Origin of the sequence: Pedobacter metabolipauper, from assembly GCF_004362715.1 — a bacterium.
Classification (GTDB): domain Bacteria; phylum Bacteroidota; class Bacteroidia; order Sphingobacteriales; family Sphingobacteriaceae; genus Pedobacter; species Pedobacter metabolipauper.
Window position 1 is genome coordinate 1,194,684 of record NZ_SNYC01000004.1, and the last position, 24,697, is coordinate 1,219,380.

The window sequence follows — 24,697 nt, forward strand, 5'->3', positions numbered from 1 at the left end:
GATAAAAATGTTTTTATAATTTATCTAAGTTTGTAAACTTAATATAGATGTATATGCTGACCGTTCAACAAAATAAATCATTAAAAGCCTATAATACTTTCGGGATTCCTGTGGATGCAGCTTATTTTGCGGAGATCTTTAGCGGGGATGATTTAATTGAATTACTGGAAGGCAATTTAGTTAAGGAACAAAAGCTGCTGGTACTTGGTGGCGGAAGCAATGTTCTATTCACTAAAGACTTTGACGGCTTAGTCATTAAACTGAGTATTCCCGGCATACGTTCAGCGGTACAGGGAGATGATATCTTGGTTACTGCAGGAGCGGGTGTGGTTTGGAACGACCTCGTTAATTACTGTGTAGAACGCGGCTTTGCGGGTATAGAGAATTTAAGTTTAATTCCGGGAACGGTAGGGGCATCACCCATACAAAATATAGGGGCTTATGGTGCAGAGCTTAAAGATGTATTTCAGTCTTGCATCGCCTATGAAATTGAAACGGCAAAAGAACGGACGTTTAGCTATGAAGATTGTCACTTCGGTTACCGGGACAGTATTTTTAAAAATGAATTGAAAGGAAAGTACATCATCACCTCTGTAACGTTTAAATTGAGTATGTCGGCCCGGTTAAATACCCAGTATGGTGCCATACAGGATGAGCTAAAGAACAGGGGCATTGCGGAGCCGACCCTGGCAGATGTGTCCAGTGTGGTTTCGCAGATCCGGGTGGGTAAGCTCCCGGATCCTTCAACCATCGGCAATGCCGGCAGCTTCTTTAAAAATCCGGTTATCGATAAGGAACAGTTTGACCGGGTAATTTCAGAACATCCCAATGTGGTACATTACCCTGCGCCAGATAATAAGGTAAAGCTAGCCGCCGGATGGCTCATAGAGCAATGTGGTTTTAAAGGAATGGTTTCCGGCCATACCGGCACCTGGAAGCACCAGGCCCTGGTACTTGTTAATCATGGTGGTGCAACAGGTCAGGAGGTGTATGGTTTTTCAGAACAGATAATTGATGCTGTTGATGCCAAATTTGGCGTTAAACTCGAAAGAGAAGTAAATATGTTGTGACAAATCCCATTATCTGGTAAAAAAGCCGATTTGTATGAATAATTAAATTCAAAATACAAGAATTCATTTTTTGGTACACCTATTGTGTACGTTTAAGTATATAAGATTAAACAAACTAATGAGCGCCACTCATAAAAAACACGGTTTGTTTGCCTTTTAACCTTTAAAACTTAAAACACTATGACAAAAAACGAATTTAACTTGCAGCTCCACAACCATTCGGTTTCATTACAGTCATTCGCTTTAAATTTTACTAAAGACATTGAAGACGCAAACGATCTTGTACAGGATACGATGCTGAAAGCAGTGACTTATTATAGTAAATTTAAAGAAGGAACAAATTTAAAGGGATGGTTGTTTACCATTATGAAAAATACCTTCATCAATAATTACAGACGGTTGGTAAAAACCAATGCGCTGATCACTAAATCAGATGACATTTCTTCTGCCAACTTACATTATAGCGCTTCAACAAACAGCAGTGAAAGTAAGTTTGTACTGGGCGATATCAATAAAGCATTGTCTACCCTGCAGCCAGAATATTATGTTCCCTTCATTAAATACTTTGAAGGGTTTAAATACCATGAAATTGCGGATGAGCTTAATATTCCAATTGGAACCGTTAAGACCAGGATCCACGTAGCACGCCAGATCCTGAAAAAATATTTGAAAACGTATTCAAAAGAAATTCTTGGAGCTGATGTAGCTTAAAAATATTAAATATACCTATTGAAAACAAGGAAGAGGGCACGTAAGTGCCCTTTTTTATTGCCTATTTTTCGGAAAGAGCTTTGAGATTAGATAGCCCCTTTTCATAATCTTTTCCAAGCATGGATTCAAAGGTGAGCGACATCCATCTTTCCATGATCGAAGTGCTTTCCCCTCTAAAATCCCAGGTTACTTTGGTACTGCCGTTTGGCAGGGGTTCAAAATAGAAGGACGTTAGCGCTGTGCTTTCAAACGGTTCAATAAAGTTAAGCCGTTCGTCAATCTGTTTGTAGGGGTTTAGTTTTTCAATGGTCATGCTCCCGGTTCCCACTTCTTTTCCAACCCAGCTAAAGACGGAGCCAACAGAAACACCATCGCCGGTTACCGTCTTCTTCGCTGAAGGTTCCATTTCCATCCATGGGTTCCATTTGGCAAAGTCATTAAAGTCTAATGCTTTTTGATAAACCGTACTGTCTGGTTTATTAATCTCAATGCTTCTGCTTACGCTGTAAGATTTCGGCAGAAAAAAGCCAATGATAAAAAACAGGACGATCAGCGTTAGGAGTATGCCGCCTAAAATTTTAAGTACTTTCATAGTTGTTTGGTTTGGTTACCTAAAATTATATAAAAAATTTTAATTCAAAAAATAGATATTGTTGTAATCCGATAGATCATATAAAAAAAGAACCTTGATTACCGGGTCCAAAAGCCTATTTTTGGGCTGAATTTTTACACATGATCTATACTTATTTACTTATAAACCTCGGATTGCTGGTCATTCCAATGCTTCTGGCTTTAAACCGCAGGGTTTCTGTGTTCAGTAGCGGGCTAGCTACGGGAGCAGCAATACTGGCGCCTGCCATACTATTCTTTATCTTTTCTTTTGTATTTAATCAATTCGGGATCTGGCAATTTAATCCGGAACGGGTATTGGGCATTTACTTCGGACAGCTGCCTGTTGAAGAACTACTGTTTTATGTAACGTTACCCTTAGCCGGCTTGTCGGTATACCGCTATTTGAATGTTGTTTTCCCAAATAATGAGCTGGACAAATTTAGCCTGTCGCTCAGTAACCTGATCCTCGGTATTTGCGTGGCCATGCTTTTCTTTACGTATACGCGGTGGTATAGTGTGGTTACTTTTTCGGTGCTGTTCATCCTGCTGCTGTACATTGAGTATCTCAATAAGATTCGGTTCATGTATCGGTTTTACCGGGCATATGTTGTAGCCCTGATTCCTTTTTATGTCGTTTACGGACTGTTGACCAGTCTGCCAGTACTTACGTATTCAGATGCTGGATTAATGAAGTTAAAAATTGGGACCATACCATTTGAGACTCATTTTTATTTCATGGGGATGCTGCTGCTTACCGTGTATGTATTTGAATGGGTGCAGCGTAAAGCCAACAGCTAATGGAACTGCCGGTTTATACCAAACAGCAATTGGCCTTGCGTAACGGGCAGGATAAGCCCCAGATCTGGGTGGCTTACCATGGATTGATCTATGACGTTACCGACAGCAGGTTGTGGAGAAACGGTAAGCATTACGAGCATTGGGCAGGGCAGGACCTTACCGATGAACTGTCAGATGCACCGCATACAGAAACTGTATTTGAAAAGTTTACTGCCATAGGAAGGCTGCAGTAAGGAGGTGCTTATTGATCCTTATGGAAACAGCCCGGAACCTTTGAGATTTCCGGGCTGTTTGTATTATTAAACTTCGATTCCAATTGGGTTTCGATCGCAGATTATACTTCGGGATTGAGCTTAGCTTGATTAATCTTCAATTGTCGATTATCGTTCGATAATAAATTAAGCTTCAATGGTAAATGAGCTCAGGCTTACAAACTCCTGAACGCGGCCTGCAACTTCTTCTTCCGTAAGATTTAAGATCTTTTCTGTTCCGAATTTCTCTACGCAGAACGAGGCAAGGGCAGAACCGTAAATGATTGCATTTTTCATGTTGTTAAAGTTAATGGTACCTACTTTGGCCATATAACCAATAAAACCACCTGCAAAGGTATCACCGGCGCCAGTTGGATCAAATACATCAGCTAAAGGTAAAGCTGGCGCAGAGAAGATCTTATCCTCATGGAATAAAAGGGCACCATGCTCACCTTTTTTTATGATCAGGTATTTAGGGCCCATGGTTAAAATTTTCTTAGCCGCTTTTACTAAAGAATATTCACCGGAAAGCTGACGGGCTTCTGCATCATTGATGGTTAGCACATCAACCATTTTAATGGTTTCCAGCAAATCCGGCATCATAATGTCCATCCAAAAGTTCATGGTATCCAGAACGATTAGTTTTGGTCTGTTTTTAAGGCGGTTTATGACAGTCTGCTGTACAATTGGGGTTAGGTTACCTAACATCAGGTATTCGCAGTCCTGGTAGCTCTCAGGGATAATGGGATCGAAATTTTCAAGAACATTCAATTCAGTTGCTAAAGTATCGCGGCTATTCATGTCATTGTGGTACTTTCCAGACCAGAAGAACGATTTTTCCCCTTCTTTAATCTGAAGCCCTTCGGTATCCACACCATGCCGGGTAAACGTATCTATATCTTCTTTATGGAAGTCATCACCAACAACACCAACAATTTTTACCTTATTATAGAAGTAAGAAGCGGCTAAACTTGCATAGGTTGCCGCGCCGCCTACTATTTTATCTGTCTTTCCGAAGGGAGTTTCTATAGCGTCGAACGCTACAGTTCCTATGATTATCAGGCTCATAAATATTTTTTTAATTTTTTTTGCTACAAATATTGCATAAATAATTTAAAAGCCCTAATATTGCATTCCCAAAACGAACGAGACTTTATGTTCTTAACGAAGTCAGAAAGGCGTTTTGGTAACCAGAGTACACTCCTTCTTAGCTCAGCTGGTTAGAGCATCTGACTGTTAATCAGAGGGTCGCTGGTTCGAGCCCAGCAGAGGGAGCCAATTTCAAGATAAAACCTTACCATGTCCGGTAAGGTTTTCTTGTTTTCAGGGGGTTTTTAACCAACCCAGGGGGGCTGATCCAAAAAGAAGCCATCCCGGTTTCGGGACAGCTTCCTGGAGAGGTTTCCATTCCTTGTTACATTACAAGGGGAAAATTTAATGATCAACTATTGGGTAAGCTCTTTGATCTTATTGAAAAGTGTTTCTGCTCTAAGGTTGGTTGCAACTACTTTACCCTGACCGTCTACCAATACATTTTGTGGAATCGCGCGGATCTCATAAAGTACTGCAGCGGGTTCCTTCCAGCCCTTCAGGCTCGAAACATGATACCAGGGCATTCCATCCTTTTCAATTGCTGCTTTCCATTTGGCAGCATCTTCGTCAAGGGAGACACTCAATATGGTAAATCCTTTGTCTTTAAATGCATTGAACGCTTTAACTACATTCGGATTTTCTTTCCTGCATGGGCCGCACCAGCTGGCCCAGAAGTCTACCAGCGTATATTTATTTTTACTGATCACCTCTTTCAAGCTGAGCTCTTTCCCATCCGGAGTAGTTGAAATAAAGTCTTTGTAGGCCAGGCCGGTCATCTTGCCCTTTACTGCAAGTAACCTGGCTTCCAGCTGCTTTCCAAGAACTGTAGCTTTCAATTCCGGACTTAATTTCGCATAAAAAGGATAGGTGGCTTCATAATTCAGGAGACTTCCCGGAGCATTTTTGTCTAAATAATAAAGCGAGATATAAGAGGATGGGTATTTGGTTACAAATTGATGAATAATTCCCCGCTTCAGGAGGGTATATTCCTCCAGCCCTGCCAGAAATTTGGTAATGTAAGCTTTCTTTTCTTCGCCCTCTGGCATATTCTTGAAAGTGTTTATACTCCCGAATAACTGATCCTCTGCGGGTCTGAGTTGTTTTGCCAGCTGCTCATGTTCTTCTGCCAGTTTTGTGCCGCTGATATTGGCATAGTGAATAGAATCTTTGGCTGATACGCGAACGGTTCCTTCAGATAAGAAGAGGTCAATCCGGTCGCCATTATCTTCATTGCCCATGCTCAGCTTTGCTGAAGTTGGAGCGGTTATATTGCCTGCCAATTTAAATGCACCATTTTTAACCAATGTGCTATCTACTTTTTTAACCTGGGCCTGGTTGTAATACAACTTTATAAATTTACCGTCGTATTTGCGGTTGATGTTGCCTGCTATGGCAAAATTTTCAGATTGTGAAAAGCTTGCCAGGGGGATAATTGACAAGCCCAGTATAATGATAGGTTTAAAATTCATCTATGTCTTTTTTAAATAATGATAAGTTTAGTTAACTGCACGCCAGTTGATGTCTTTAATTTTAACCAGGCCAGACCAGGTACTTTTTGCTGCGGGCAGCAGGTCGACTACATTGGGGTTTGTACCCAGCGTAAAGCGTCGCAATGTGCCCTTGGTTGTGCTGTTATAGGTTCCTATGTATAAGCTGTTTGCCAAATAGTCAATTTGTGTATCGAACTTGAGCATGGTAATCTCATCGGCTCCTATTTCAGGAAACTGATAGAACCGTTCATTTCCTGGATTATAATCATAGGCATAAAGTTTGCCGCCAACAGAATAAAAGATAACGCTGCGGTTAGATGAGAATGCATAGTGATCAGCTTTAGCGAAGTCGGTAGCGATTGGCAATATGGTATAAGCCGCCCGTTTGGCAGGAGCAGCTCCGCTTGCATAGAACTTGTATACATAATGCGCATTACCGGCATCTTTCATAATGGCGAAAGAGTTGCCATTGGTAGATCCGCCATCGGTATTGCGTGTATTTTCGGCATATACCAGGCTTCTTCCTGATTGTGCCTGGTTCCATGGAAATGCACTGCCTGCAACATCTGCAAGTACGGTAGAAGCGGTTGCTGATCCGAATCCGTTATAATTTAAAAAGCGCTGGTTTTGCGTGTCGTACCACATCACGGTAGTCATATCGCCCGTTGAATACAGCAGGTATGGCGCAGCCGGAATTCTTACCTGTTGTGCAGTGGCAACCCTGTTAATGGGATTGTTGTAAAAGTCTCCGCCGTTGATCAGCAGGAAACACGCAAAGAGATCCCCTGCCTTCGTTAACATGACCCTGTAAAAGGTAGCGCTGATGGCACCGGCAGCTGTACGGATTTGAGGTGCAACTGCAATGGGATGTAATGTTTCGGGATCTATCTGTTCTGACATAAACAATGACTTGCTGAAGTTGTTGTTTGTGGTCGCCTTCATGGTAATGCGATCCAGATAATACGATCCTGTTTTGGTAAGTGCCCACAGTTTCAGGTAGCTGTCAAGGTTACCGCCGGTATGCAGAAAGCTGACCGGTTCACGAAGGCGGGGAAGCCCGCTTTCTGATAACAGGTGCTTTAAGTGCAGAGTGTCGCTTAACATGGAAAGCATTTCTGCTTCAGCGTAGCCCTGATCATCCTCGCCCATCAGCAGTAAGCCGCGGGAAAAAGGTGTGCTGATCGTAAGCACAGAATTGGACCGCCATTCTACCCCGGTTTTTTTGTCCGTTACGCGGTAATAAAGGTCGTGGGGAATGGGCTCTAATACAATAGGATATACCAGGTTTCGCTCCTCGCCAATGGTATCCAGAAAGCCGGTGGTATTTCGCAGGATCCACCGGAATTGGTACCTGGATGGATCAGACTCGTCCATTGTTCCTAAAATGGTTGGATTAATACGCAGGGTATCAAAACCACGGCGCAACGTATAGGTCTTGTTTACACCAGTTATGGTTACTTCATTGATGTCGTGGTACTCATAGTTTCCCAGATCTTTGCTGCAGGAACCCAATCCTGCAAGGGATAGCAGGAGTAAAGTATATTTATATAATTTCATGTGGATCTTCATTTTGAGTTGACAATTAAGGAGCGGGTACGTACGGTACGCCAATGTATGATGTCCAGGGTACGGAACCGATGAACATCAGGCGGCCATCATCTTCCAGTACCGGGTTTTTTGCGTTATACCGTTCAATAAGAATGGCCGCTGCATCGCTGCCAACCAGGATGGAACGGGCCATAGGCATGGTCGCCTCACTGGCAAAGTCTTCATATTTTAAGCCAAGGTACTGGGTTAAAAATTCCATTTTTCTCCTGGTAAAAACGCCCATTAGCCCAGATTCCTTATTCACGGGTTGTAATGAACCGAGCCATACAGCCGGCTTCACCATGATATCATTGATCCGTAAGGTATGCAGGCTTGCATCAAACTCAGGAACCACAGTACCTCCTGTTAAAGAAGGAATGGCATCCCATTCCGGAAAAGACAAGGCAAAATGTTCCGTGGCTACAAGGCGTAATCCCAGCTTCATTTCAACATTCTGTAAATCGGGGCTGCGCTTTAACCGGATCTGTATGGTTGTGGATACCGCATTTGCAGGAATGGTCCATAGTTCTGGAAAAGCAAGGTAATGTACACCCAGAATAGCGGTTGTAGAGTCCGGGTTTACTTCCACGCGAAAGTTGCGGTCATAATCTTTAACCGGTCCGGTAATCATCACCTTGACCGGAAAGCTCACTTCATCCTGACTGAGGCGGGCAAACTCAACATTGCTGTAAGGCTGGTATGGCCAGGAATTAATGCTTAGAGCAGGCTGGCCGTGCTGTACAGCGAAGTATACGCCTTCATTACCTTCATATTTCATAATTTCCTTTTCACATCCCCATACTAAGGCAAGCAGGGGGAGGAGTGCGATGAGTAATTTTTTGTTCATGGCGTTGTTTTTTAATTTCTTTGTGAAGTTTCGCTATCTGGAAGTGGAACGGTATAGTTGGTAATGACCATGGTCTTTGTTCCGGTAAATGCGGCATGGTTTGGAACAGTCTGCTGTGCATTCCTCTTGTAAAGGAAAAACTGCTGACCTTCCCCAATCAGTTCTCTTCTGTACTCATTGGCAATGGCCGTTTTAAATGCCGCTTCATCCGCAGGATTTACATTCACGCAGTTGCGGCTGGTCCGTAATTTATTTAAATAGGCGATACCAACGGTACGGTCGGGGCTGCATTCGGCTGCAATCAGCAATACTTCACCAAGGCGGATCAGTGGGATCATGTAACGGCCGGGCCCGTCTACCACATCTGCATACTTCAGGTTGGTTAGTGCAGTAACAGTGCCCGAAGATACATTTTGCCAGATGCGGCGGCGATAGTCATTGGCATCCGTATAAAGTTCATTCACGCGTGTCTCGGTTACGTTGCCGGCATTGAATGATAATTTGGATGTTGGCAGAAGGTTTACATCGAACAGCCGGTTGTACATCTGCACACGGTTGATGTCATATAGTGAAAACATCACTTCAGTAGAGAACATCCGGTCAGGTTTGTCTGCGCTGGTTGCACTGGCAGCAGTAACAGCGGGGAATATAATTTTTGCTGGTGCCTGTACTTCGTTTAGCAAGGCCTCGGCCTGGATAAGGGCATCTGCCTTGTTTCCCTGCCACAAATAGGCACGTGCCAAAAGGGCTTTCGTGGCAAAATAGTTCAGCCTGTACTGGCGATAATAAAGATCATTTGGGCCTTGCGTATTACTCGTGTTCCTTACGCCATCCGTACGGATTGGATCTGTGTCCTGCATCAATGACAAGGCCATTTTCAAATCGTCTGTAACCTGCTGCATGACTTGTTCAGAAGTCAATATCGGTTGTACCTCCAGGCTGGCTTTAGTTACATAAGGAATGGCGGGTTTAGTTTTATTGGCTTCTGAATATATGGGTCCAAACAAACGAAGCATATCCAGCTGCAATAGTGCACGCAGGGCAAGGGCTTCACCTTTAATGAGTCCATAATAGGGTTCAGGTAAAACACCGCCTGGAGCATCGCCGCATTTCTCGATGATCACATTGCAGTTGGCAACCAGTTCATAGCTTTTACGCCAGGCATTGTCGAACGTCGTTTTGGAGCGTTCGGTCGTGTATACAAAGGTTGTTGTTTCGAAATAGGTATGGGTAGTTCCGGTCATGTAATAATACTGAGCCAGTACGTCTATCGTTCCAGACGTCATTTCCTGCCCATATAGTGCACGGTTCGTCATTTCTACATATACGCCGTTCAGTGCTTTCAGATAGCCTTCCTTATTCACAAACAGTTGGTCTTCTGATAACCTGTCCGTGGGTTTCACATCAACCCATTTGCTGCAGGAGAGCATAAATGAGCTTAAAAAGATGAAGAGAAATAGTTTATATAATGTTTTCATGTTTTACAGTTATAAAGTTAAAAGCGAACCGCTGCCGAGAATGAAACCGACCGCGCAAAAGGATAATCGATACCGCGCTCATTTTTTATGGTAGAGATGTAGAAAATATCATTCATATAGGCCCTGAAAGTAATTGAAGACGCGCGGATGGATTTTAGCCAGCCTGCACTGCTGGTTTCGTAGCCCAGGGAGAAAGATTCGCCAATCAGCATATTGTTGTCTTCTACAAAACGTGAAGAGATCGGGGTTTCATCCTTATTCGAAATCGATTTAAACCGGGCCTCGTCCCCGGGATTCTTCCATCGATCGTATAAAGCGCGTTTATCCTGGTTTAGGGTAACGTTCGTAATACTGATGTTTTCTACCTTTTGATACAAGGTCTGCATAAAGGCCTGTCCGCCTAAGCGATAGCGCATATTTACGGAAGCTAAAAATCCTTTGTACAAAAAGCTGGTACCAATAACGCCTTCCAGGTTGGGATCACTGTTTCCAACCACCACTTCATCCTGGAAATTATACACAAACGTTTGCTCATTGTTCTTGTTCAGAAACACTTCACGGCCGGTTGCAGGGTCTATACCCAATGAACGTACTGCCCAAAGGTCTGAAGGACTGCCGCCATCATAATACCGGGTCAGGTTACGGCTTTTCTTATTGGCTTCATTAAAATTGCCCAATTGATTGCCCATTTTACCGTACTCGGCTTTTAACTGACGCAGGTTTAGGTTAACCCGCCAATTGATGTCCTTCTTTCGGATCAGGGTGTAATCTGCGCTGAGTGTAAAACCGCGTGTAATCTGCTCGCCTATGTTTTGTGCGGTCAGTGATACACCTGTTGAAGAAGGCAGCGTTACAAATACCAGCAGGGGATCGGTATTTTTTACAAAATAATCAGCATTGATGCGCAGCCTGTTGTCAAAAGTTACAAAATCAAGACCGATGTTGCGGTCCAGTGTAGTTTGCCACTTCAGGTTGCTGTTTCCCATGTTGCTGATGATGGTACTTGCCCCAAAAGGATTCCGGTTCTCGTTGTTGTAACGGTAGATCCGCATGGAGATGTAGTCGTTGAAATTCTGGTTGCCGGGGTTGCCGATAGATCCGCGTAACCGCAACTGATCAATCCAGGTAATGCCGTTGTCCTTAATGAAAGCTTCGTTGTGGATGTTCCATCCCAGGCCGACCGACCAAATGGTAGAGAATTGTCTTTTAGATCCATATACTGAAGATCCGTCAGAACGCATTGTGGCATCCATTAAAAAGCGCTGATCGTATGCATAGCCCATATTCACAAAGAAACTGGCACCACGACGTACAGATTCTGCGTATTCAGCCCGTTGTCCGGCAGGATATCCCAATGCGAAATTGGGATTTGCAAATTCATCATCAATAAATCCGCGTACTCCATAAGTGCCGTCTTGTTTGGTAGCTTGCTCCATCCGCATACCAGCTACTGCATTTACCATGTGCTTTTCCGCAAACAGTTTTCCATAGGTTAAACTCAGGTCGCCATCGTAATTTACGGATTTGCCGTTTGATTCATTATATGATCCTTTTTCCAGCACGTTGGTGCCTTCGAATTCAGTGTTGAAGGGCGACCGGAATAACTCTACGCGGGTAACTGCACTGCGGATTCCGAATCTGCCGCGTATTCTGAGCGATTCGACAATGCGCCAGTCCATTTCCAGGTTATTTGTAAAGCCCTGAGATGCTTCCTGGTTGATGTTCAAATTACTCTGATCAAATAGCGGACTATACACGGTAATGGTGCGGGGTGTAAATGTGGGGTCAGCGTAGATATAAGTTTCCAGAACCTTCTTCGGGTTGCCGTACTCGTCATATTTCCGGTAATAAGGGTTAGCCCTGGAAAAACTAGAGAAAGGCTGGGTCTCACGGTCCGCGCGGACGTTATCTATACTCAGGGAGTTGTTGACAGAGAAACTGCCTTTTCTGTACATTAAGCGAACATTTCCATTGGTTGTTTGCCTGTCCGAACCTTCCATAACCCCCTGGGTATTCCCATAGTTAAAGGAGGCACTGTACCGTAAATTGGCATCTCCGCCCTCGGCAAAAAGCGTGTGCCGTTGTGTGATGGCCGTGCGCAAAGGTTCATTTGCCCAATACGTATCCACACCGCGCCTAACTTCTTTGAGCCGGTTGTAATAATTGGTTTGAGAAGCCTCGTTACCCGGACTGATTGTAAAATTTCCTTCTGAGTTTATCGCGCCATAGAAACCGGACAAATACTCAAACTGCAGTTTTTCTTCCGCATTCATGAGGTTGTAGTCTGTCAGATCAGCAAAGCTTACGGTAGAGTTCAGGTTATAATTAATACGCAGGCTGCCGGCTGTTGGCTTTTTAGTTTCTATGACGATTACACCATTGGCAGATTTTGAACCGTAAATGGCAGTTGCGGATGCGTCTTTTAATATCGTAATGCTCTCCACCCGGTCCATGCTCAGGTCGCTGATAATAGCAAGGGTGCTTTCAAAACCATCCAATATAAACAAGGGCTGGTTGGGGTTGGTGCTAAATTCTTCCGTAAGTCCGATCACGCTGCTTTTTCCGCGTACTTCTATATCCGGCAAGCGGTTGGGATCAGATCCGAACAGGTTGTTGTCCCTGATGGCAAAAGATGGGTCCAGCGTTTTCAAACTTTGCAGGATATTCTGGTTGCCCACAATCTGCAGGTCTTTACCTTCATACCTTGCAGAAGAACCGGTAAAATCTTTGCGGTCACGCTGATAGATTCCCGTAACCACTATCTCATTCATGGACTCTTCACCTGCCTGTAGTTCCAGGTCTAAAGTTTCCTGCTTTTGGTAGGTAACTTCCTGTGTTTTCATTCCCACGTAACTGAATACAAGGACCTGTTTTTTTTCAGACAGGGGGATAGTCAGGCGATATTGTCCTTTGGCATTGGTCATGGTGCTTAAGGTGCTGCCTTTTAGCTTAACGGTTACGCCAATTAAAGGTTGTTTAGTCTCTGTATGGCGAACTATACCAGAAATTACCTGCTGCTGTACGGTAACAGGGGCAGCTGCAACAGCAGTTCCGGCAGGAGGCTGGCGACTGGAAAGCGAGATGGTCTTGTCTTCTATGGCATATTCTATGGGTTGATCCTGGGTAACCTGTTCCAGAAACTGGGTCAATGGCATATTCCTGACATTGACCGTGACTGGCCTGATTGACTCAAGCAATTTTTTTGTTCCAAAGACGGTATATCCGCTTTGTTTTCTGATGGCATCGATCACAGACGAAAAGGGGATATTTTTCCCTTTGAGTGTAATCTGTTGAGAATAGCTGGATGCACTTACTGTCGTAAATCCTGCTATAAGTAAAAACATGATGATTTTCATCACTCGTGATAAGTAAAATTTATTCATTAATTTTGACGTTGGGTTTGGTTGGTGCAATGTCTGCTTGTACGTTTTTTGGTCGACTGAAGCTAATCAAACCGTTAAGGAAGGGACTGGCATCCTTTCCTTTTTTGATTTAACAGCAGTCCTTTTTAGGCTGGTTAGTTTTATATCATATCGTAGTTTGTTTAGGTGTTACTTTCTGTTCTTTTTTCCATTAATCGTTAATTTCCGACGGGCAGCATCGAGTTTGTAATCAATTTCGGCTACGTCCAACAGGCGTAAAACGAAACTGATGTTTTGATTGCGAAAGGCATCGCCTATAAGTTCTTCTTCCGGTATTCCATGTTCATACACAATGTCCAGATCGTACCAGCGGCCAATTTCGCTCATGGTCTCTTCAAATGTCTTATCATCAAAGCTAAACTTGCCATCAAGCCAGGCGGTATAATTGCTGGTGTTTACCTGTTTTACACGTGTTTTTCCTGTAGTGGTAACGGCCTGCTCGTTGGGAGTCAGGATCACAACATCTTGTTTACCGGTAACTGTTACTTTCCCTTCGATAAGGGTCGTTTTGCTTGACGCTTGTCCCGGATAGGCATTTATATTAAAGTGAGTTCCCAATACTTCCACTTTCTGATTTGTCGTGGTCACGATAAAAGGGTGTGCTTGATCCTTTGCTACTTCAAAATAGCCTTCGCCGGTTAAAAAAACTGCTCTCTGTTTCAATCTGGCAAAACTTGTCGGATATTTAAGAGAAGATTCTGCGTTTAAAAATACAATGGAACCATCTGGTAAACGGACCTGTGTCTGTTCTCCCCGCGCTGAGCTAAGGGTATTAAATTCATTAGAGCCGGAATTTTTATCAATCAGTTCATAAATGATCCGTCCATCTGCAGTTTTAGAAATCTTAACTCCGGATTGCTTTGCAATATTTCCGGCGTGGGCATCAGTAATGATGATCTTTTGCCCGTTAGACAGCGTCAATGTGGCACCATTCTTTCCCGGGGCAATGTCATTGGTGTAGGCTGTTTTCTTTAAATCATCATTAACTGAAGAGGTATGCGTATAAAAATATACGCCGAAGATTAAGAGGATCACTGCGGCGGCTACAAAAATGCGCGGCCAGAGCCGAACCGGTTTCGCTGTTGCCTGAGCGGGATAAATATGTGCTGTCAGTATAGAGTTTAATATTTCTTCACCTTGTCCAGGCTGGAATACAGGTTCTTTCTGATCACGATCTGCGTCAAACGCATCCCAGTGATCCGCTAAGAGACTCTCTGTTTGCTGTTCATTGGCTTGATCAGCCATTAATGTCAGCAATTCCAATTTCTCTTTTGCAGAACTCTCCTGAAGCAGTTGCTTTTCGAATAAATAGCTTAGTCTGTCGCTCAATTTATTAAGTTTAGTTGAAAACGAAAATTATATAGATGGGTTTTGATTATAAAGACGCAGAAAGTCTAAAATCGGGATATGGATTTTAGAAGAAAAATGAAAATAACCGTCTAATGTTTAATAAACATCAATACAACACCTAAGGTAGTGTGTAATTTGATGAATTTAGCCACGGAACTGGCTGCCCATTGCTGATATTTTTTTACGGAGTCTGTAGAAATTCCCATTTTTTCTGCAATCTCTCTTGTTTTTAAGCCTTGTTGCCTAAACATTAATACTTTTTGCTGCGAGGTTGGCAATTGAGCAACTGCACGATTAAGGACATCCTGATATTCATCATCCAATTTAAAGGCATCTTGCTCTTCGTTATACTGAAGCGCATCATCCATATAAAGTTGTCCTTGTTTTCTGTCCCTAATGATTTTTCGGATGCAGTTGATGGTATAATTTCTCGTTAAAATGAACATATAAGAAGTAAACCGGTCTTGCATGGGCAATGCCAATCTGTTTTCCCATATTTTTACAAAAACATCCTGCACAATTTCTTCACACATTTGAACCGATTCCAATAAGGTAAAGATATATTTAGCAAGAGGCTCGTGGTATGCACGGAATAATTCAGCAAAGGCACGATCATCCCCATCTGCAATTCTTTGCAGCAGATCTTTTTCATTATGAAGGGGTTTTATAGCCATTTGGGAAATATGCAGAAGGTCAAATATAATAAATCAGCGGACAATGTGCCAGTATTTTGGTAGGCGGGCAGAACAGCCAGTATTTCATTGAATTATCAGAAGAATTTATTAGACCAACAGTTTGTATCCCATGCCCCTAACGTTGATATCTCAATAGTTGGGTCTAAAGAAAAATGCTTTAGTAGTCCAGTACTAAGGAAGTTATAATATACGTGTACTGGTGGGAATAGTGGAGGAGGCCTCTTTTATAAAGAATTCTGGTAAATGGGAGTTGATCGGGATCTGTGTGAGCACAGAGGGGCATAGAAACTATGCTGATAAAAAATAAAAAAGTTTAGCTACTCGTACTTTAACAGATCAATTTTAACCGGACCAAGCAATCCTGATGATTCTAGTCCGGATCTTGGATCTGGACGAAGCTGGTTAGATGTTTTACGTTGATTTTCCGGCAGTAGCGCATCACCCATTAATCTGTTCTTCCAGGTATTTACTACTTTAATCTCCAGCTTATTTTCACCAGTTTTAAGCACTTTCGTAATATCCAGGCGGTATGGAGGTGTCCATACACCACCTACTTCGATACCGTTCACCATTACTTTTGCAATGTCTTTGGCAATGCCAAGGTCAATAATGTAGTTCATTCCATTCTGTACCTCTTTTATATTAAAGGAATTGTAATAATGTGCCGCGCCTGAATAGTATTTGATACTGTCGCTGGGATGAACTGACCAGTCGGTTAAAGTGTTAAATTGCACCGGTTTTTCAGGCCCGCGCATTTGGTTGTCAAAAGTTACTGACCAGGGAGTTGTTATCGCGATACTTTCTATAGCCAGGGGATAATTCGGTTTTGTGATGTCACCAGCAGTCCCATCGTTTCTGAAAACGATAAACGTACTTCCATGAGCCGCAAGCTGCATAGGGACTGAAGTTACAGCATCCCTTTGGACAAAAGAAGGCAGATTGCGAATGGCTCCTGTTACCGCATCCCATAGCTCTGGCTTCTTACCTCCAATGCGGAATTTCGCATCAAAAGAAACGGGTTCATCTTTCTGATTGGAAACAAAATAAATTGATCCGTTTTTCAGTTGCCTGTGAATAAAAAGGATGTCATTGCGTGACGCTGTAAAGTCTGGCCCAACTTTGATCAGATCCAGCGCCTCCTGCATATTCATGCCATTGATCACCAAACCCTTGCCATAATTGTTGACTTTATGTTTAACGCCATCAACATTGCCCCATAATGCATCAGCCATAGATCTCACCTGCTGATCCGATTCAGGATAGCCCTGCAAACTTGGCGATCTTTCTGGTTTTGGTCCTGATACTACTGCACCATTTCGTACCAGCTCTTTTATTTTTGATAACAATTCCGGCCGCATGGTTTTTAGTTTAGGCAATACCAGGATGCTATAGCTGATCCCATTGGGTAAACAAAGCTTACCATTTTTTACGGACAAACTATTCATGATCACCTCAGCATTGATGTAATCAAATGAATAGCCTTTTGGCAATTCAGGATCGGTAACGCCCATGATCTTTGGCGCATCTTCTCCAATAAAATAAGCAGCATCTGCCACATATTGTCCTTGCTGCAGCATCAGGTTACACCGTTTAATGTATTTTAAGAATACATCCATGTCAAAGAACCAGGTATTCGCCCGGTTAAATTCGGTGCCAAACCAGGCACCTAAGCCGGGCTTAGGATCATCATCTGCCTGATGGATATATACATGAAGTAAGGTGTTGTTTACGCCGTCGGTAAAGAACCGGTCAGCACGTTGTTTCAGCATGGCCGGATGCCGGCCCCATGGATTGCCTGCCGAAGTAAAGGATTCAGAAGACACCTTGATCTTTCCGTAAATATGTGCGGCGGATGAAGCTGCCCTGTTCTCTACACTGCCCAGATGCCCTTCGGCCCAAAACTCGCCAGCAATCTCATCCGATTGCCCGCCGTATTGTAAAAACTCCCCGGGAAATCCAAAATACCCGTAATTTTCCAGCCAGGTGGTCAGCCCGTATTTGTGACTGATCTCCCGCAAACCACCGATGTAATTATAAGCCACATCATCTGCAATTAATCTCCGTAAGTCCCAAAGAAAGCGGTCTGAATGCTCCGCACTACCCACTACTTTACCCTGTAATACTGGAATATAAGATAGGGCATCATATTTATATTTCTTCTTAAATTCGGTAAGAAATAAGTCAGTCCAGTTCTGGCTGCCAGTTTCATAGCTGTCTGCTATCGCAACCGTGAAAGTTTTACGGTCTTCTGCCGGAATCCGTCTAATGATCTCTCCCAAATAGTTGTCAAAGTGTTCGCGGATGTGCGCCTTGCTCAACTTGTCCGTTTCCAGGCCCGTAGCTTCTGGTGTTGCAGGTACATTTCGAACGTTTGTAGGCACCATGCCGGTACGTTCAATGATCCAGTTTCCGGCAGGCACGTTCCAGTTCAACGTACCATCTGCTGTCATAAATTTTGAAATGTCAACCACCTTTGCAGGGTCAATGACATATGCAGAAGGCTCGTTAGTTTGGGATTCCCACAAATAAGCATTCCAGATCAGATCTTCCGTCTGCCACATTTTGGTCAGCGTCTTTTCCATATAGCTATCTACCATAGCAGTTGAGGAGAGTTTTAATTCGGTTATCCCAGAGTGCTCAGAACTCTTTGTAATTACCAGCCTGAAGCTGTCTGATGTAGTAGCAGGGATCGACACCGCAGATTTTGCCCAGGGTATAAAGCCGTGGTTTAGTGCAGGCCCCCTGCGGTCTATCGTAAAATGCTTAACCGTAACATAGGCATTGTTTATTTTTGCCTGGATGTCTCCTTCCAGGTAAACCGCCTGATGTACGATGGATAGGGTTACACTGCGTACCGTATATGGTTTTTGTGTATTTATGTCTAACGAAAATCGCTGGTCCCGGTTAAAACTAATGCTGGTTTCCTCGTTGTTATCCATCAGCTTTTCTAAACCATCCATAGCCGGTTGCGAGGATAACCCGGGCTTTAACGTACTGATGTCAATCCCATAGTCGCCCGCAACAGGGTAGGCAATAACCTTTACATCCTGAAAATTTTCCTGTGGTTTAGCCAGTTGTCTATTAAAACGCAGCGGTCCTTTTACAGACGTCTGTGAAGATGTCAGGTAGCGCATGGCTTGTTCTGGCTTTACCCATGGCCCGCCAGACTGGCTCCATCCCGGGCCATTAAATATGCCGATCCTGATGTTTAACCGCGTTGCTGTTTTAAGGGCGGTATGCAGGATATCCCACCATTCCGGAGAACGGAATTTTACTTTTCCAATTGGCACGTCATTCAACCCGATATCACCTAAAAAAGCCCGGTTAATGCCAACCTTTTTCATAGCTTCCAGATCCTTGATTACGCCGGCTTTTGAAATATTCCCCGACAACCAATACCAGTACACACTCGTTTGAATCGAATCCGGAGCAGTGATAAAGCCAGTTTCAATGACTTTAAAGTCTTCAGACTTATAAGGTACATCGCTGGCAGATATCTTCTGCTGACTTTTTGCCCCGGTTACCAGGAAGCAAAATAAAATTAGACAAAGACCTGCATTTCGTAAGTGCTTCATGGTGTTCAGTTAGTCCTTGTCTGGCCCTTATTTAGCCGCAGGCGATGTCATATTGCACTCAAAATGATAAGATCCAGAACCAATTTCCGTGTTATTTACGGTTTCTCTGCCATCTATAAGTATCGGAGCAGGCAAAGTTACCGAAGCGGTGGTGTTTGCAGGAACCTGCACGTCCAGTTTAAACACGCCATTTTCTATCTTCCATGTCGAAGTAACCCATCCGTAAGGAGTATTCAGTTCGCCAGAAGCGCTGGTTAGCTTGCCTCCTGGTTTCGGGCTAATGCTAATCTTCTTGTAGCCTGGAACGGTAGGATCAGAGTTGATGCCAGCTATATTGCGGTACATCCAATCGCCAATGGCACCGTAGGCATAATGGTTGTATGAGTTCATATCCGGCGTTTGAAAGCTGCCATCGGGTTTAATCCCGTCCCATCTTTCCCAAATGGTAGTTGCACCCATCTTTACAGGATATAACCAGGAAGGATAACTTTCCTGCATCAGCAGGTTGTAGGCTACATCGGTATGGCCAAAGCGCGTAAGCACATGGCACAGGTATGGCGTACCTAAAAATCCGGTAGTGAGGTGGTTGCCATAGTCACGTATATTTCTTACCAGCCTGTCTGCTGCCGATTTCCGCATCGCTTCGGGCAGCATGTCAAATTGCAAGGCCAAAACATAGGCCGTCTGCGTACTCGATACGAGTCTGCCATTCCCTGTCATGTATTCTTTGATAAAGGCATCTTTAATGGCATGGAGCAATATGGTATACTTTTCTACATCGTCTTTTTTACCCAGTACCTGTGCGGCATTGATCATGATTTGAGTAGAGTGCGCATAGAAAGTTTGTGCAATCAGGTATTTATCGGTAACTGCCGCTCTGCCATCATTGTCATCTTCCGGACGGTAAAATAGCCAGTCTCCAAAGTGGGAACCCGTATTCCAAAGGTTATTCTTAGCGGCTGCGCTCATATAGCCGACCCATTTTTTCATGCTTTCATACTGCACCTCAAGGATGCGCTTGTCGCCATAAGCCACATACATGTCCCATGGAATGATGGTAGACACATCCGCCCATCCGGCAGAAGCCCCGTCATTGGCACCAATCACATTCGGGATCACGTGAGGGATCAGTCCGCTGGGCTGCTGATCTGCCTGTACGTCTTTCATCCACTTGGTAAAGAAGCCGGCTACATCCATATTGTAAGCCGCAGTATTTGCAAAAGCCTGTGCATCGCCAGTCCAGCCCAATCTCTCGTCACGCTGCGGACAATCGGTAGGGACATCGACAAAGTTTCCTTTTTGTCCCCATTCAATATTGTGCTGCAGTTGGTTAAGTAAAGGGTTGGAGGTAGAGAACTTACCCGTAACTTCCATATCAGAGTAAATGGCAACGGCAGTAAGGTCTTCTGATTTTAGTTCACCAGGATAGCCTTCTACCTTTACATATCTGAATCCCTGGAAGGTGAAGTGAGGTTCAAACACTTGTTCCGTATTTTCTTTAAGGATGTAAACATTTTGAGCTTTTGCAGTTCTCAGGTTTACGGTATAGAAGTCGCCCGCTTTGGTCAGCACTTCGGCATGGCTCAGCGTAATGCGCGTACCTGCCGGCCCTTTAGCCTTAAGCATGACCCATCCAACGAGGTTCTGTCCAAAGTCAACGACCGTTTCACCTTTTGGCGTTTTAAATACTTTTAAGGCTTTAAATTGTTCATGCTTACTTACCATGGGGCCGCTCATCCCTACAAGCTGCTCTGTTCCTTTTTCTACAATGCGGACATTTGTCCAGGATTGATCTTCGGTATATCCAGCTGTATTCCAGCCTGACTTCTCTTGTCTGGCGTCATAAGTTTCACCATCATAAATGTCTGAAGCCATAATTGGCCCGTAGGCAGTTTTCCAGCTTTCATCGGTATGGATAGATTCTTTAGTTCCATCCGTGTATTCTATTTCCAGCTGCATCAGCAAAGCCCTGGTATCGCCATAAACCCTGCGCTGGTGTCCAAAACCAATCCTTCCCTTAAACCAGCCATCACCTACAACTACACCGATGGCATTTGTACCGGTTTTTAAAGAAGCGGTAACATCATAAACCTGGTATTGAAGATGTTTCCGATAGCTGGTCCATCCAGGGGCAAAGTAGCTGTCGCCTACACGCTGGCCGTTGATATGCGCTTCGTACAAACCTTTCACGGTCATGTAGGCCAGTGCCGATTTAATTTTCTTTTTGAGGATAAAAGCTTTCCGGAACAAAGGGCTTCTGGCCGAGGTATCGGTAGTACTAACGGAAATCCATTGAGCGGTCCAGTCTGCCGCTTTCAGGCCTGTCTGCCAATACTGAACATCGCTCCATGCAGAAGTATTGCCATGATTGTCTTTAACCTTTACCTGCCAGAAGTATCGTTTTTTAGACTGCAGTTCTGGTCCGGCATAGGGGATGAGCACCGACTGATCTGATTTTGCAGATCCTGTCCATACAATTCCTTTTCCGGATGCCAGGTTATTTTTATTTGTGCCAACCCGGATGTCATAGCTGGCTTGTATGGTGTTCTTTAAGGTCGATTTTATTTTCCAGCTTAATCTTGGTGCCGGAGCATCTACTGACAAAGGATTGCTGAGCTGTTCAACTTTAAGGTCGCTAACGCTGATTTTCTGGGTAAAGCCGGTAAGGCTTGAAACAAGTAATACAGTTAGCAGTAAACTTTTGATGGTTAGGTTATTCATGATGGCACGTTATATTCGGATTCCCCTAATATGCGTAGTTATTTTCAAATTGGCATCATGAACTGTCCTGCTTCCGGAAAGCCGTTTGAAATTCCATCGCCTTACTATTTTCCATTGATTAAAATGGACGTTTATACTCAAATAATTGCTAAAATTCTGTGATAAACTTAAAGTTAAATATGCGATTTATTGTTTAAAAAAAAGCAGTACTTATCAATGATGAAATGATCAGGCCAGCGTAAATGGCGACATCAATATCGATTGCTATTTGGCAGCAGATCGGAGGCATATGTGTTCGATATTGGGCTACATTGGATCCAACCAGAATATAGGTTAAATCCACGTCAATTCCAAGTATTTACGGGAATACTTGGAATCAACATGGAACCGACTTGGATAACACTTGGATTCAATGTACACGCATGTTCGGGACGTGTGCCGTCAAACCACAGCCTAAATAGGCACCTATATAAATTTTTATCAAACGGAGGTGTCGCAGTAATTATTTAATGACCAATATTTCAGGGATCTAAATACAGTAAAATTGAACAGCTCTTTTTTTGTTAACTAAAAATTAATACATGCTTGAGTATTGCTGTTTTTACCTGGCTTAAAATGACTGTAATAATTTGCTTATGTTATTGTGTTAATATCTAAAAAATTAAAGATGTATAACGGATGTATGTTCGCTGATTGATTATTTCGTTATCAAATATAACCCTATAGTTATTTTTTGGCGGTAAAAACTTATAAAACCATAGGGAGTATAAATCCGTAAGTTTCCAAATAATTGCGCTGGGAACGTCAAAAGCTAACTTAAGATTTGTGAAGGTAAACGAGTATAAAAATTTGTCCGATGCGGAGTTATGTGAATTGTTAAGCACATCTGATACACTTGCTTTTACTGAGCTCATGACGAGGTATGAACGGTTAATTTATAATCATGCCACCAACATCTTAAGAGATACAGACCAGGCAAGGGATGTTGTCCAGGAGTTGTTCATTTGGGTGTGGGACAATCATAAAGTGCTTACTTATAATTTAAATTTTGCATCGTTCTTATACAGCAGCATCCGGAACAAGATCATTGATTTGATCCGGCATGAGAAAGTGAAGGTGAAGTACTTAAATACCCTTCCGGATTTTATGAAGACGGGTGTTGCAGAGACAGATCATTTGATACGTGCTAAAAACTTTCAGTCGATCATAGAGCGTGAACTTTCGGCAATGCCGGAAAAGATGAGGCAAGTATTTGAGATGAGCCGAAATCAGAACCTGTCAAATAAAGAGATTGCCGAGAAACTTGACATTTCGCAAAGAACTGTTGAGGGGCACATTACCAATGCATTGAAAATGTTAAGAAAGAACCTCGGACTTTTCAAGTATTTGATTTTTATCATATTTTATTAAACCTATCCGCAGTATACCTGCACTGCAGTTCCCGCTACTCTTTTTGCTTCATTTGAAAGGTAAGTCCTGAAATAAAAATAGCCTCCGAAAAAATAATTCATTTTTATTCGCGTGTGCCAGGGGGGCTTTGACGTCATGTATTTATGAATCCCTTATAATTATTTAAATGAACACAAACGATATAAAAGAACTGTTGGAGAGATACGCAAATAACCAGTGTACAGCACTGGAAGTTGCGTATGTTGAATCCTGGTATTCGGAACTGTCGAAATATACTCATGAAACTCCTGCAGAGACTGTAGAAAGAGATACCGCTATATCTCATCACAATGTATTGGATCACATTAAGAAACAAGCAAAGATTATCGCGCTTCCCAATCGCTTCACTAGTATAGCTGCAGCGGCAATCCTGGTGATGCTTGGAATGGGTATGTTCATTTATTATTCACATAGCCTGGATACCAACAGCTATGCCAATGACATTAAACCGGGAAGTGATCAGGCCATCCTTACGCTGGCAAATGGTAAAAAAATAAACCTGAGTAATGCAGGCAATGGAAACCTGGCCGTACAGGCGGGTGTTCAGATCATTAAGACCAATGCAGGTCAGCTTACCTTTCAAATCACAAACCTGGATGAAAGTTCAGGAGATTATATTGTTGAAACCCCTCGTGGAGGGCAATTTCAAATCGTCTTGCCGGATGGCACCAAAGTTTGGCTCAACGCCGCTTCCTCACTAAAACTCCCATCAACTTATGTTTCTCAAAAACAGCGAAAAGTTGAACTGAGCGGCGAAGCCTACTTTGAAGTTACTAAAGACAAGTCACATCCTTTTGTAGTGGTAACCGCTAGCCAGGAGGTGACTGTTTTGGGCACACATTTCGATGTGAATGCGTATGATGATGAAGTAGATACGAAAACTACTTTGCTGGAAGGATCCGTTAAGGTATTGGCTTTGGACGGCTCTCAAACAGAAAAAACTGCACTACTTAAACCTGGTGAGCAGTCCGTATTAAATCAGCAATCTCTCAAAACTGTAGCAGTAAATGCAGAACAGATTGTCGCCTGGAAAAATGGATTTTTTCAATTTTATCGTGCAGACATTAAGACCGTCATGAGACAACTTGCGCGTTGGTACGATGTGCAGGTTGTCTTTGAAGGCAACCTTCCAAAGAAAGAATTTACAGGAGAAATTTACAGGGATCTAACGGCTTCACAAGCGTTGAACTTGTTGAATTACTTCAATGTGAATTTTAAGATTGAAGGAAAAGTAATTACCGTAATCGGTAAAAAAGGAGTATAGGTTACTGTCTGATCATCATCCCTCGATGATACCGCTCTTAGACGTCCATGATGGTAAAGTACAATTTGTCCTGTAGGGGCAGGGAGTAAGCAGTTCTAAACTGCAAAGTAATAAAAAATAGTAGTGCAAAACATTGCAGGAATTGGGATCGTAACCGGATCACCAAAAGACTGAATTATATCCTGCAGTGGGGATGAGAATCATTCGTGAATTAATATATATCAACTAACAAAACCTAAATCGCAACAAAATGGGATCACATTTACGAAAGATAAGTTGAAAGCA

General features: G+C 43.1%; 17 protein-coding genes and 1 tRNA gene. 7 read left to right on the forward strand and 11 right to left on the reverse strand.

Features of this window, described 5'->3' with window-relative positions; all coding sequences use genetic code 11:
• Positions 1-53: 53 nt before the first annotated feature.
• Together murB and ATK78_RS11800 are read left to right on the forward strand one after the other, a co-directional pair.
• On the forward strand, positions 54-1,070 hold the full coding sequence (murB, locus tag ATK78_RS11795; protein ID WP_133576453.1) for a UDP-N-acetylmuramate dehydrogenase: 1,017 nt from the start codon (positions 54-56) through the stop codon (positions 1,068-1,070).
• A gap of 180 nt (positions 1,071-1,250) precedes the next feature.
• A complete protein-coding gene (locus ATK78_RS11800) occupies positions 1,251-1,781 on the forward strand; it encodes an RNA polymerase sigma factor (protein ID WP_133576273.1) in 531 nt (176 codons plus the stop codon).
• 61 nt (positions 1,782-1,842) lie between these two features.
• Here the strand turns inward: ATK78_RS11800 and ATK78_RS11805 are convergent, their stop codons facing one another.
• On the reverse strand, positions 1,843-2,373 hold the full coding sequence (locus ATK78_RS11805; RefSeq protein WP_133576274.1) for an SRPBCC family protein: 531 nt from the start codon (positions 2,371-2,373) through the stop codon (positions 1,843-1,845).
• Between the two features lie 140 nt (positions 2,374-2,513).
• Between ATK78_RS11805 and ATK78_RS11810 the strand changes: the two genes are divergently transcribed.
• Both ATK78_RS11810 and ATK78_RS11815 read left to right on the forward strand, forming a co-directional pair.
• Positions 2,514-3,191: a lycopene cyclase domain-containing protein gene (locus ATK78_RS11810; RefSeq protein ID WP_133576275.1), complete on the forward strand. Its 678-nt coding sequence runs from the start codon at positions 2,514-2,516 to the stop codon at positions 3,189-3,191.
• A complete protein-coding gene (locus tag ATK78_RS11815) occupies positions 3,191-3,424 on the forward strand; it encodes a cytochrome b5 domain-containing protein (RefSeq protein ID WP_133576276.1) in 234 nt (77 codons plus the stop codon). Before ATK78_RS11810 ends, ATK78_RS11815 begins: the two co-directional genes overlap by 1 nt.
• A gap of 165 nt (positions 3,425-3,589) precedes the next feature.
• Here the strand turns inward: ATK78_RS11815 and ATK78_RS11820 are convergent, their stop codons facing one another.
• Positions 3,590-4,510 carry a PfkB family carbohydrate kinase gene (locus ATK78_RS11820; protein ID WP_133576277.1) on the reverse strand — a complete coding sequence of 307 codons (921 nt, stop codon included), beginning with the start codon at positions 4,508-4,510 and terminating at the stop codon, positions 3,590-3,592.
• A gap of 133 nt (positions 4,511-4,643) precedes the next feature.
• On the opposite strand from ATK78_RS11820, the gene ATK78_RS11825 reads away from it, so the two are divergent.
• A tRNA-Asn gene (locus ATK78_RS11825) sits at positions 4,644-4,720 on the forward strand.
• Positions 4,721-4,887: 167 nt separating this feature from the next.
• Here ATK78_RS11825 and ATK78_RS11830 read toward each other — a convergent pair.
• From ATK78_RS11830 to ATK78_RS11870, 9 genes are all read right to left on the reverse strand, one after another.
• Positions 4,888-6,003, reverse strand: a complete 1,116-nt coding sequence (locus ATK78_RS11830) for a TlpA disulfide reductase family protein (RefSeq protein WP_133576278.1) — start codon at positions 6,001-6,003, stop codon at positions 4,888-4,890.
• A gap of 27 nt (positions 6,004-6,030) precedes the next feature.
• Entirely contained in the window at positions 6,031-7,581 is a 1,551-nt protein-coding gene (locus tag ATK78_RS11835) for a PKD-like family lipoprotein (protein ID WP_166664863.1), read from the reverse strand.
• Between the two features lie 25 nt (positions 7,582-7,606).
• On the reverse strand, positions 7,607-8,458 hold the full coding sequence (locus tag ATK78_RS11840; protein WP_133576280.1) for a DUF4843 domain-containing protein: 852 nt from the start codon (positions 8,456-8,458) through the stop codon (positions 7,607-7,609).
• A gap of 11 nt (positions 8,459-8,469) precedes the next feature.
• Positions 8,470-9,936, reverse strand: a complete 1,467-nt coding sequence (locus tag ATK78_RS11845; protein WP_133576281.1) for a RagB/SusD family nutrient uptake outer membrane protein — start codon at positions 9,934-9,936, stop codon at positions 8,470-8,472.
• 17 nt (positions 9,937-9,953) lie between these two features.
• A complete protein-coding gene (locus ATK78_RS11850; protein WP_133576282.1) occupies positions 9,954-13,280 on the reverse strand; it encodes a SusC/RagA family TonB-linked outer membrane protein in 3,327 nt (1,108 codons plus the stop codon).
• 207 nt (positions 13,281-13,487) lie between these two features.
• Positions 13,488-14,687 (reverse strand): FecR family protein, encoded by a 1,200-nt coding sequence (locus ATK78_RS11855; RefSeq protein WP_133576283.1) that lies wholly within the window; start codon positions 14,685-14,687, stop codon positions 13,488-13,490.
• 110 nt (positions 14,688-14,797) lie between these two features.
• Positions 14,798-15,382: an RNA polymerase sigma factor gene (locus ATK78_RS11860; RefSeq protein ID WP_133576284.1), complete on the reverse strand. Its 585-nt coding sequence runs from the start codon at positions 15,380-15,382 to the stop codon at positions 14,798-14,800.
• Positions 15,383-15,720: 338 nt separating this feature from the next.
• Positions 15,721-18,978 (reverse strand): glycosyl hydrolase, encoded by a 3,258-nt coding sequence (locus ATK78_RS11865; protein WP_133576285.1) that lies wholly within the window; start codon positions 18,976-18,978, stop codon positions 15,721-15,723.
• Between the two features lie 27 nt (positions 18,979-19,005).
• A complete protein-coding gene (locus tag ATK78_RS11870; protein WP_133576286.1) occupies positions 19,006-21,699 on the reverse strand; it encodes an alpha-L-rhamnosidase in 2,694 nt (897 codons plus the stop codon).
• Positions 21,700-22,524: 825 nt separating this feature from the next.
• Between ATK78_RS11870 and ATK78_RS11875 the strand changes: the two genes are divergently transcribed.
• Positions 22,525-23,109, forward strand: a complete 585-nt coding sequence (locus ATK78_RS11875) for an RNA polymerase sigma-70 factor (protein ID WP_133576287.1) — start codon at positions 22,525-22,527, stop codon at positions 23,107-23,109.
• Between the two features lie 166 nt (positions 23,110-23,275).
• Positions 23,276-24,412 (forward strand): FecR family protein, encoded by a 1,137-nt coding sequence (locus tag ATK78_RS11880; RefSeq protein WP_133576288.1) that lies wholly within the window; start codon positions 23,276-23,278, stop codon positions 24,410-24,412.
• Positions 24,413-24,697: the final 285 nt, after the last annotated feature.

Bases quoted from the DNA above. Each gene is read 5' to 3' on its own strand.
- ATK78_RS11865 (WP_133576285.1), bottom strand. From the start codon at position 18,978: ATGAAGCACTTACGAAATGCAGGTCTTTGTCTAATTTTATTTTGCTTC.
- ATK78_RS11805 (WP_133576274.1), bottom strand. From the start codon at position 2,373: ATGAAAGTACTTAAAATTTTAGGCGGCATACTCCTAACGCTGATCGTC.
- ATK78_RS11830 (WP_133576278.1), bottom strand. From the start codon at position 6,003: ATGAATTTTAAACCTATCATTATACTGGGCTTGTCAATTATCCCCCTG.
- ATK78_RS11860 (WP_133576284.1), bottom strand. From the start codon at position 15,382: ATGGCTATAAAACCCCTTCATAATGAAAAAGATCTGCTGCAAAGAATT.
- ATK78_RS11850 (WP_133576282.1), bottom strand. From the start codon at position 13,280: ATGTTTTTACTTATAGCAGGATTTACGACAGTAAGTGCATCCAGCTAT.
- ATK78_RS11870 (WP_133576286.1), bottom strand. From the start codon at position 21,699: ATGAATAACCTAACCATCAAAAGTTTACTGCTAACTGTATTACTTGTT.
- ATK78_RS11820 (WP_133576277.1), bottom strand. From the start codon at position 4,510: ATGAGCCTGATAATCATAGGAACTGTAGCGTTCGACGCTATAGAAACT.
- ATK78_RS11810 (WP_133576275.1), top strand. From the start codon at position 2,514: ATGATCTATACTTATTTACTTATAAACCTCGGATTGCTGGTCATTCCA.
- ATK78_RS11880 (WP_133576288.1), top strand. From the start codon at position 23,276: ATGAACACAAACGATATAAAAGAACTGTTGGAGAGATACGCAAATAAC.
- ATK78_RS11815 (WP_133576276.1), top strand. From the start codon at position 3,191: ATGGAACTGCCGGTTTATACCAAACAGCAATTGGCCTTGCGTAACGGG.
- ATK78_RS11840 (WP_133576280.1), bottom strand. From the start codon at position 8,458: ATGAACAAAAAATTACTCATCGCACTCCTCCCCCTGCTTGCCTTAGTA.
- ATK78_RS11800 (WP_133576273.1), top strand. From the start codon at position 1,251: ATGACAAAAAACGAATTTAACTTGCAGCTCCACAACCATTCGGTTTCA.
- murB (WP_133576453.1), top strand. From the start codon at position 54: ATGCTGACCGTTCAACAAAATAAATCATTAAAAGCCTATAATACTTTC.
- ATK78_RS11845 (WP_133576281.1), bottom strand. From the start codon at position 9,936: ATGAAAACATTATATAAACTATTTCTCTTCATCTTTTTAAGCTCATTT.
- ATK78_RS11835 (WP_166664863.1), bottom strand. From the start codon at position 7,581: ATGAAATTATATAAATATACTTTACTCCTGCTATCCCTTGCAGGATTG.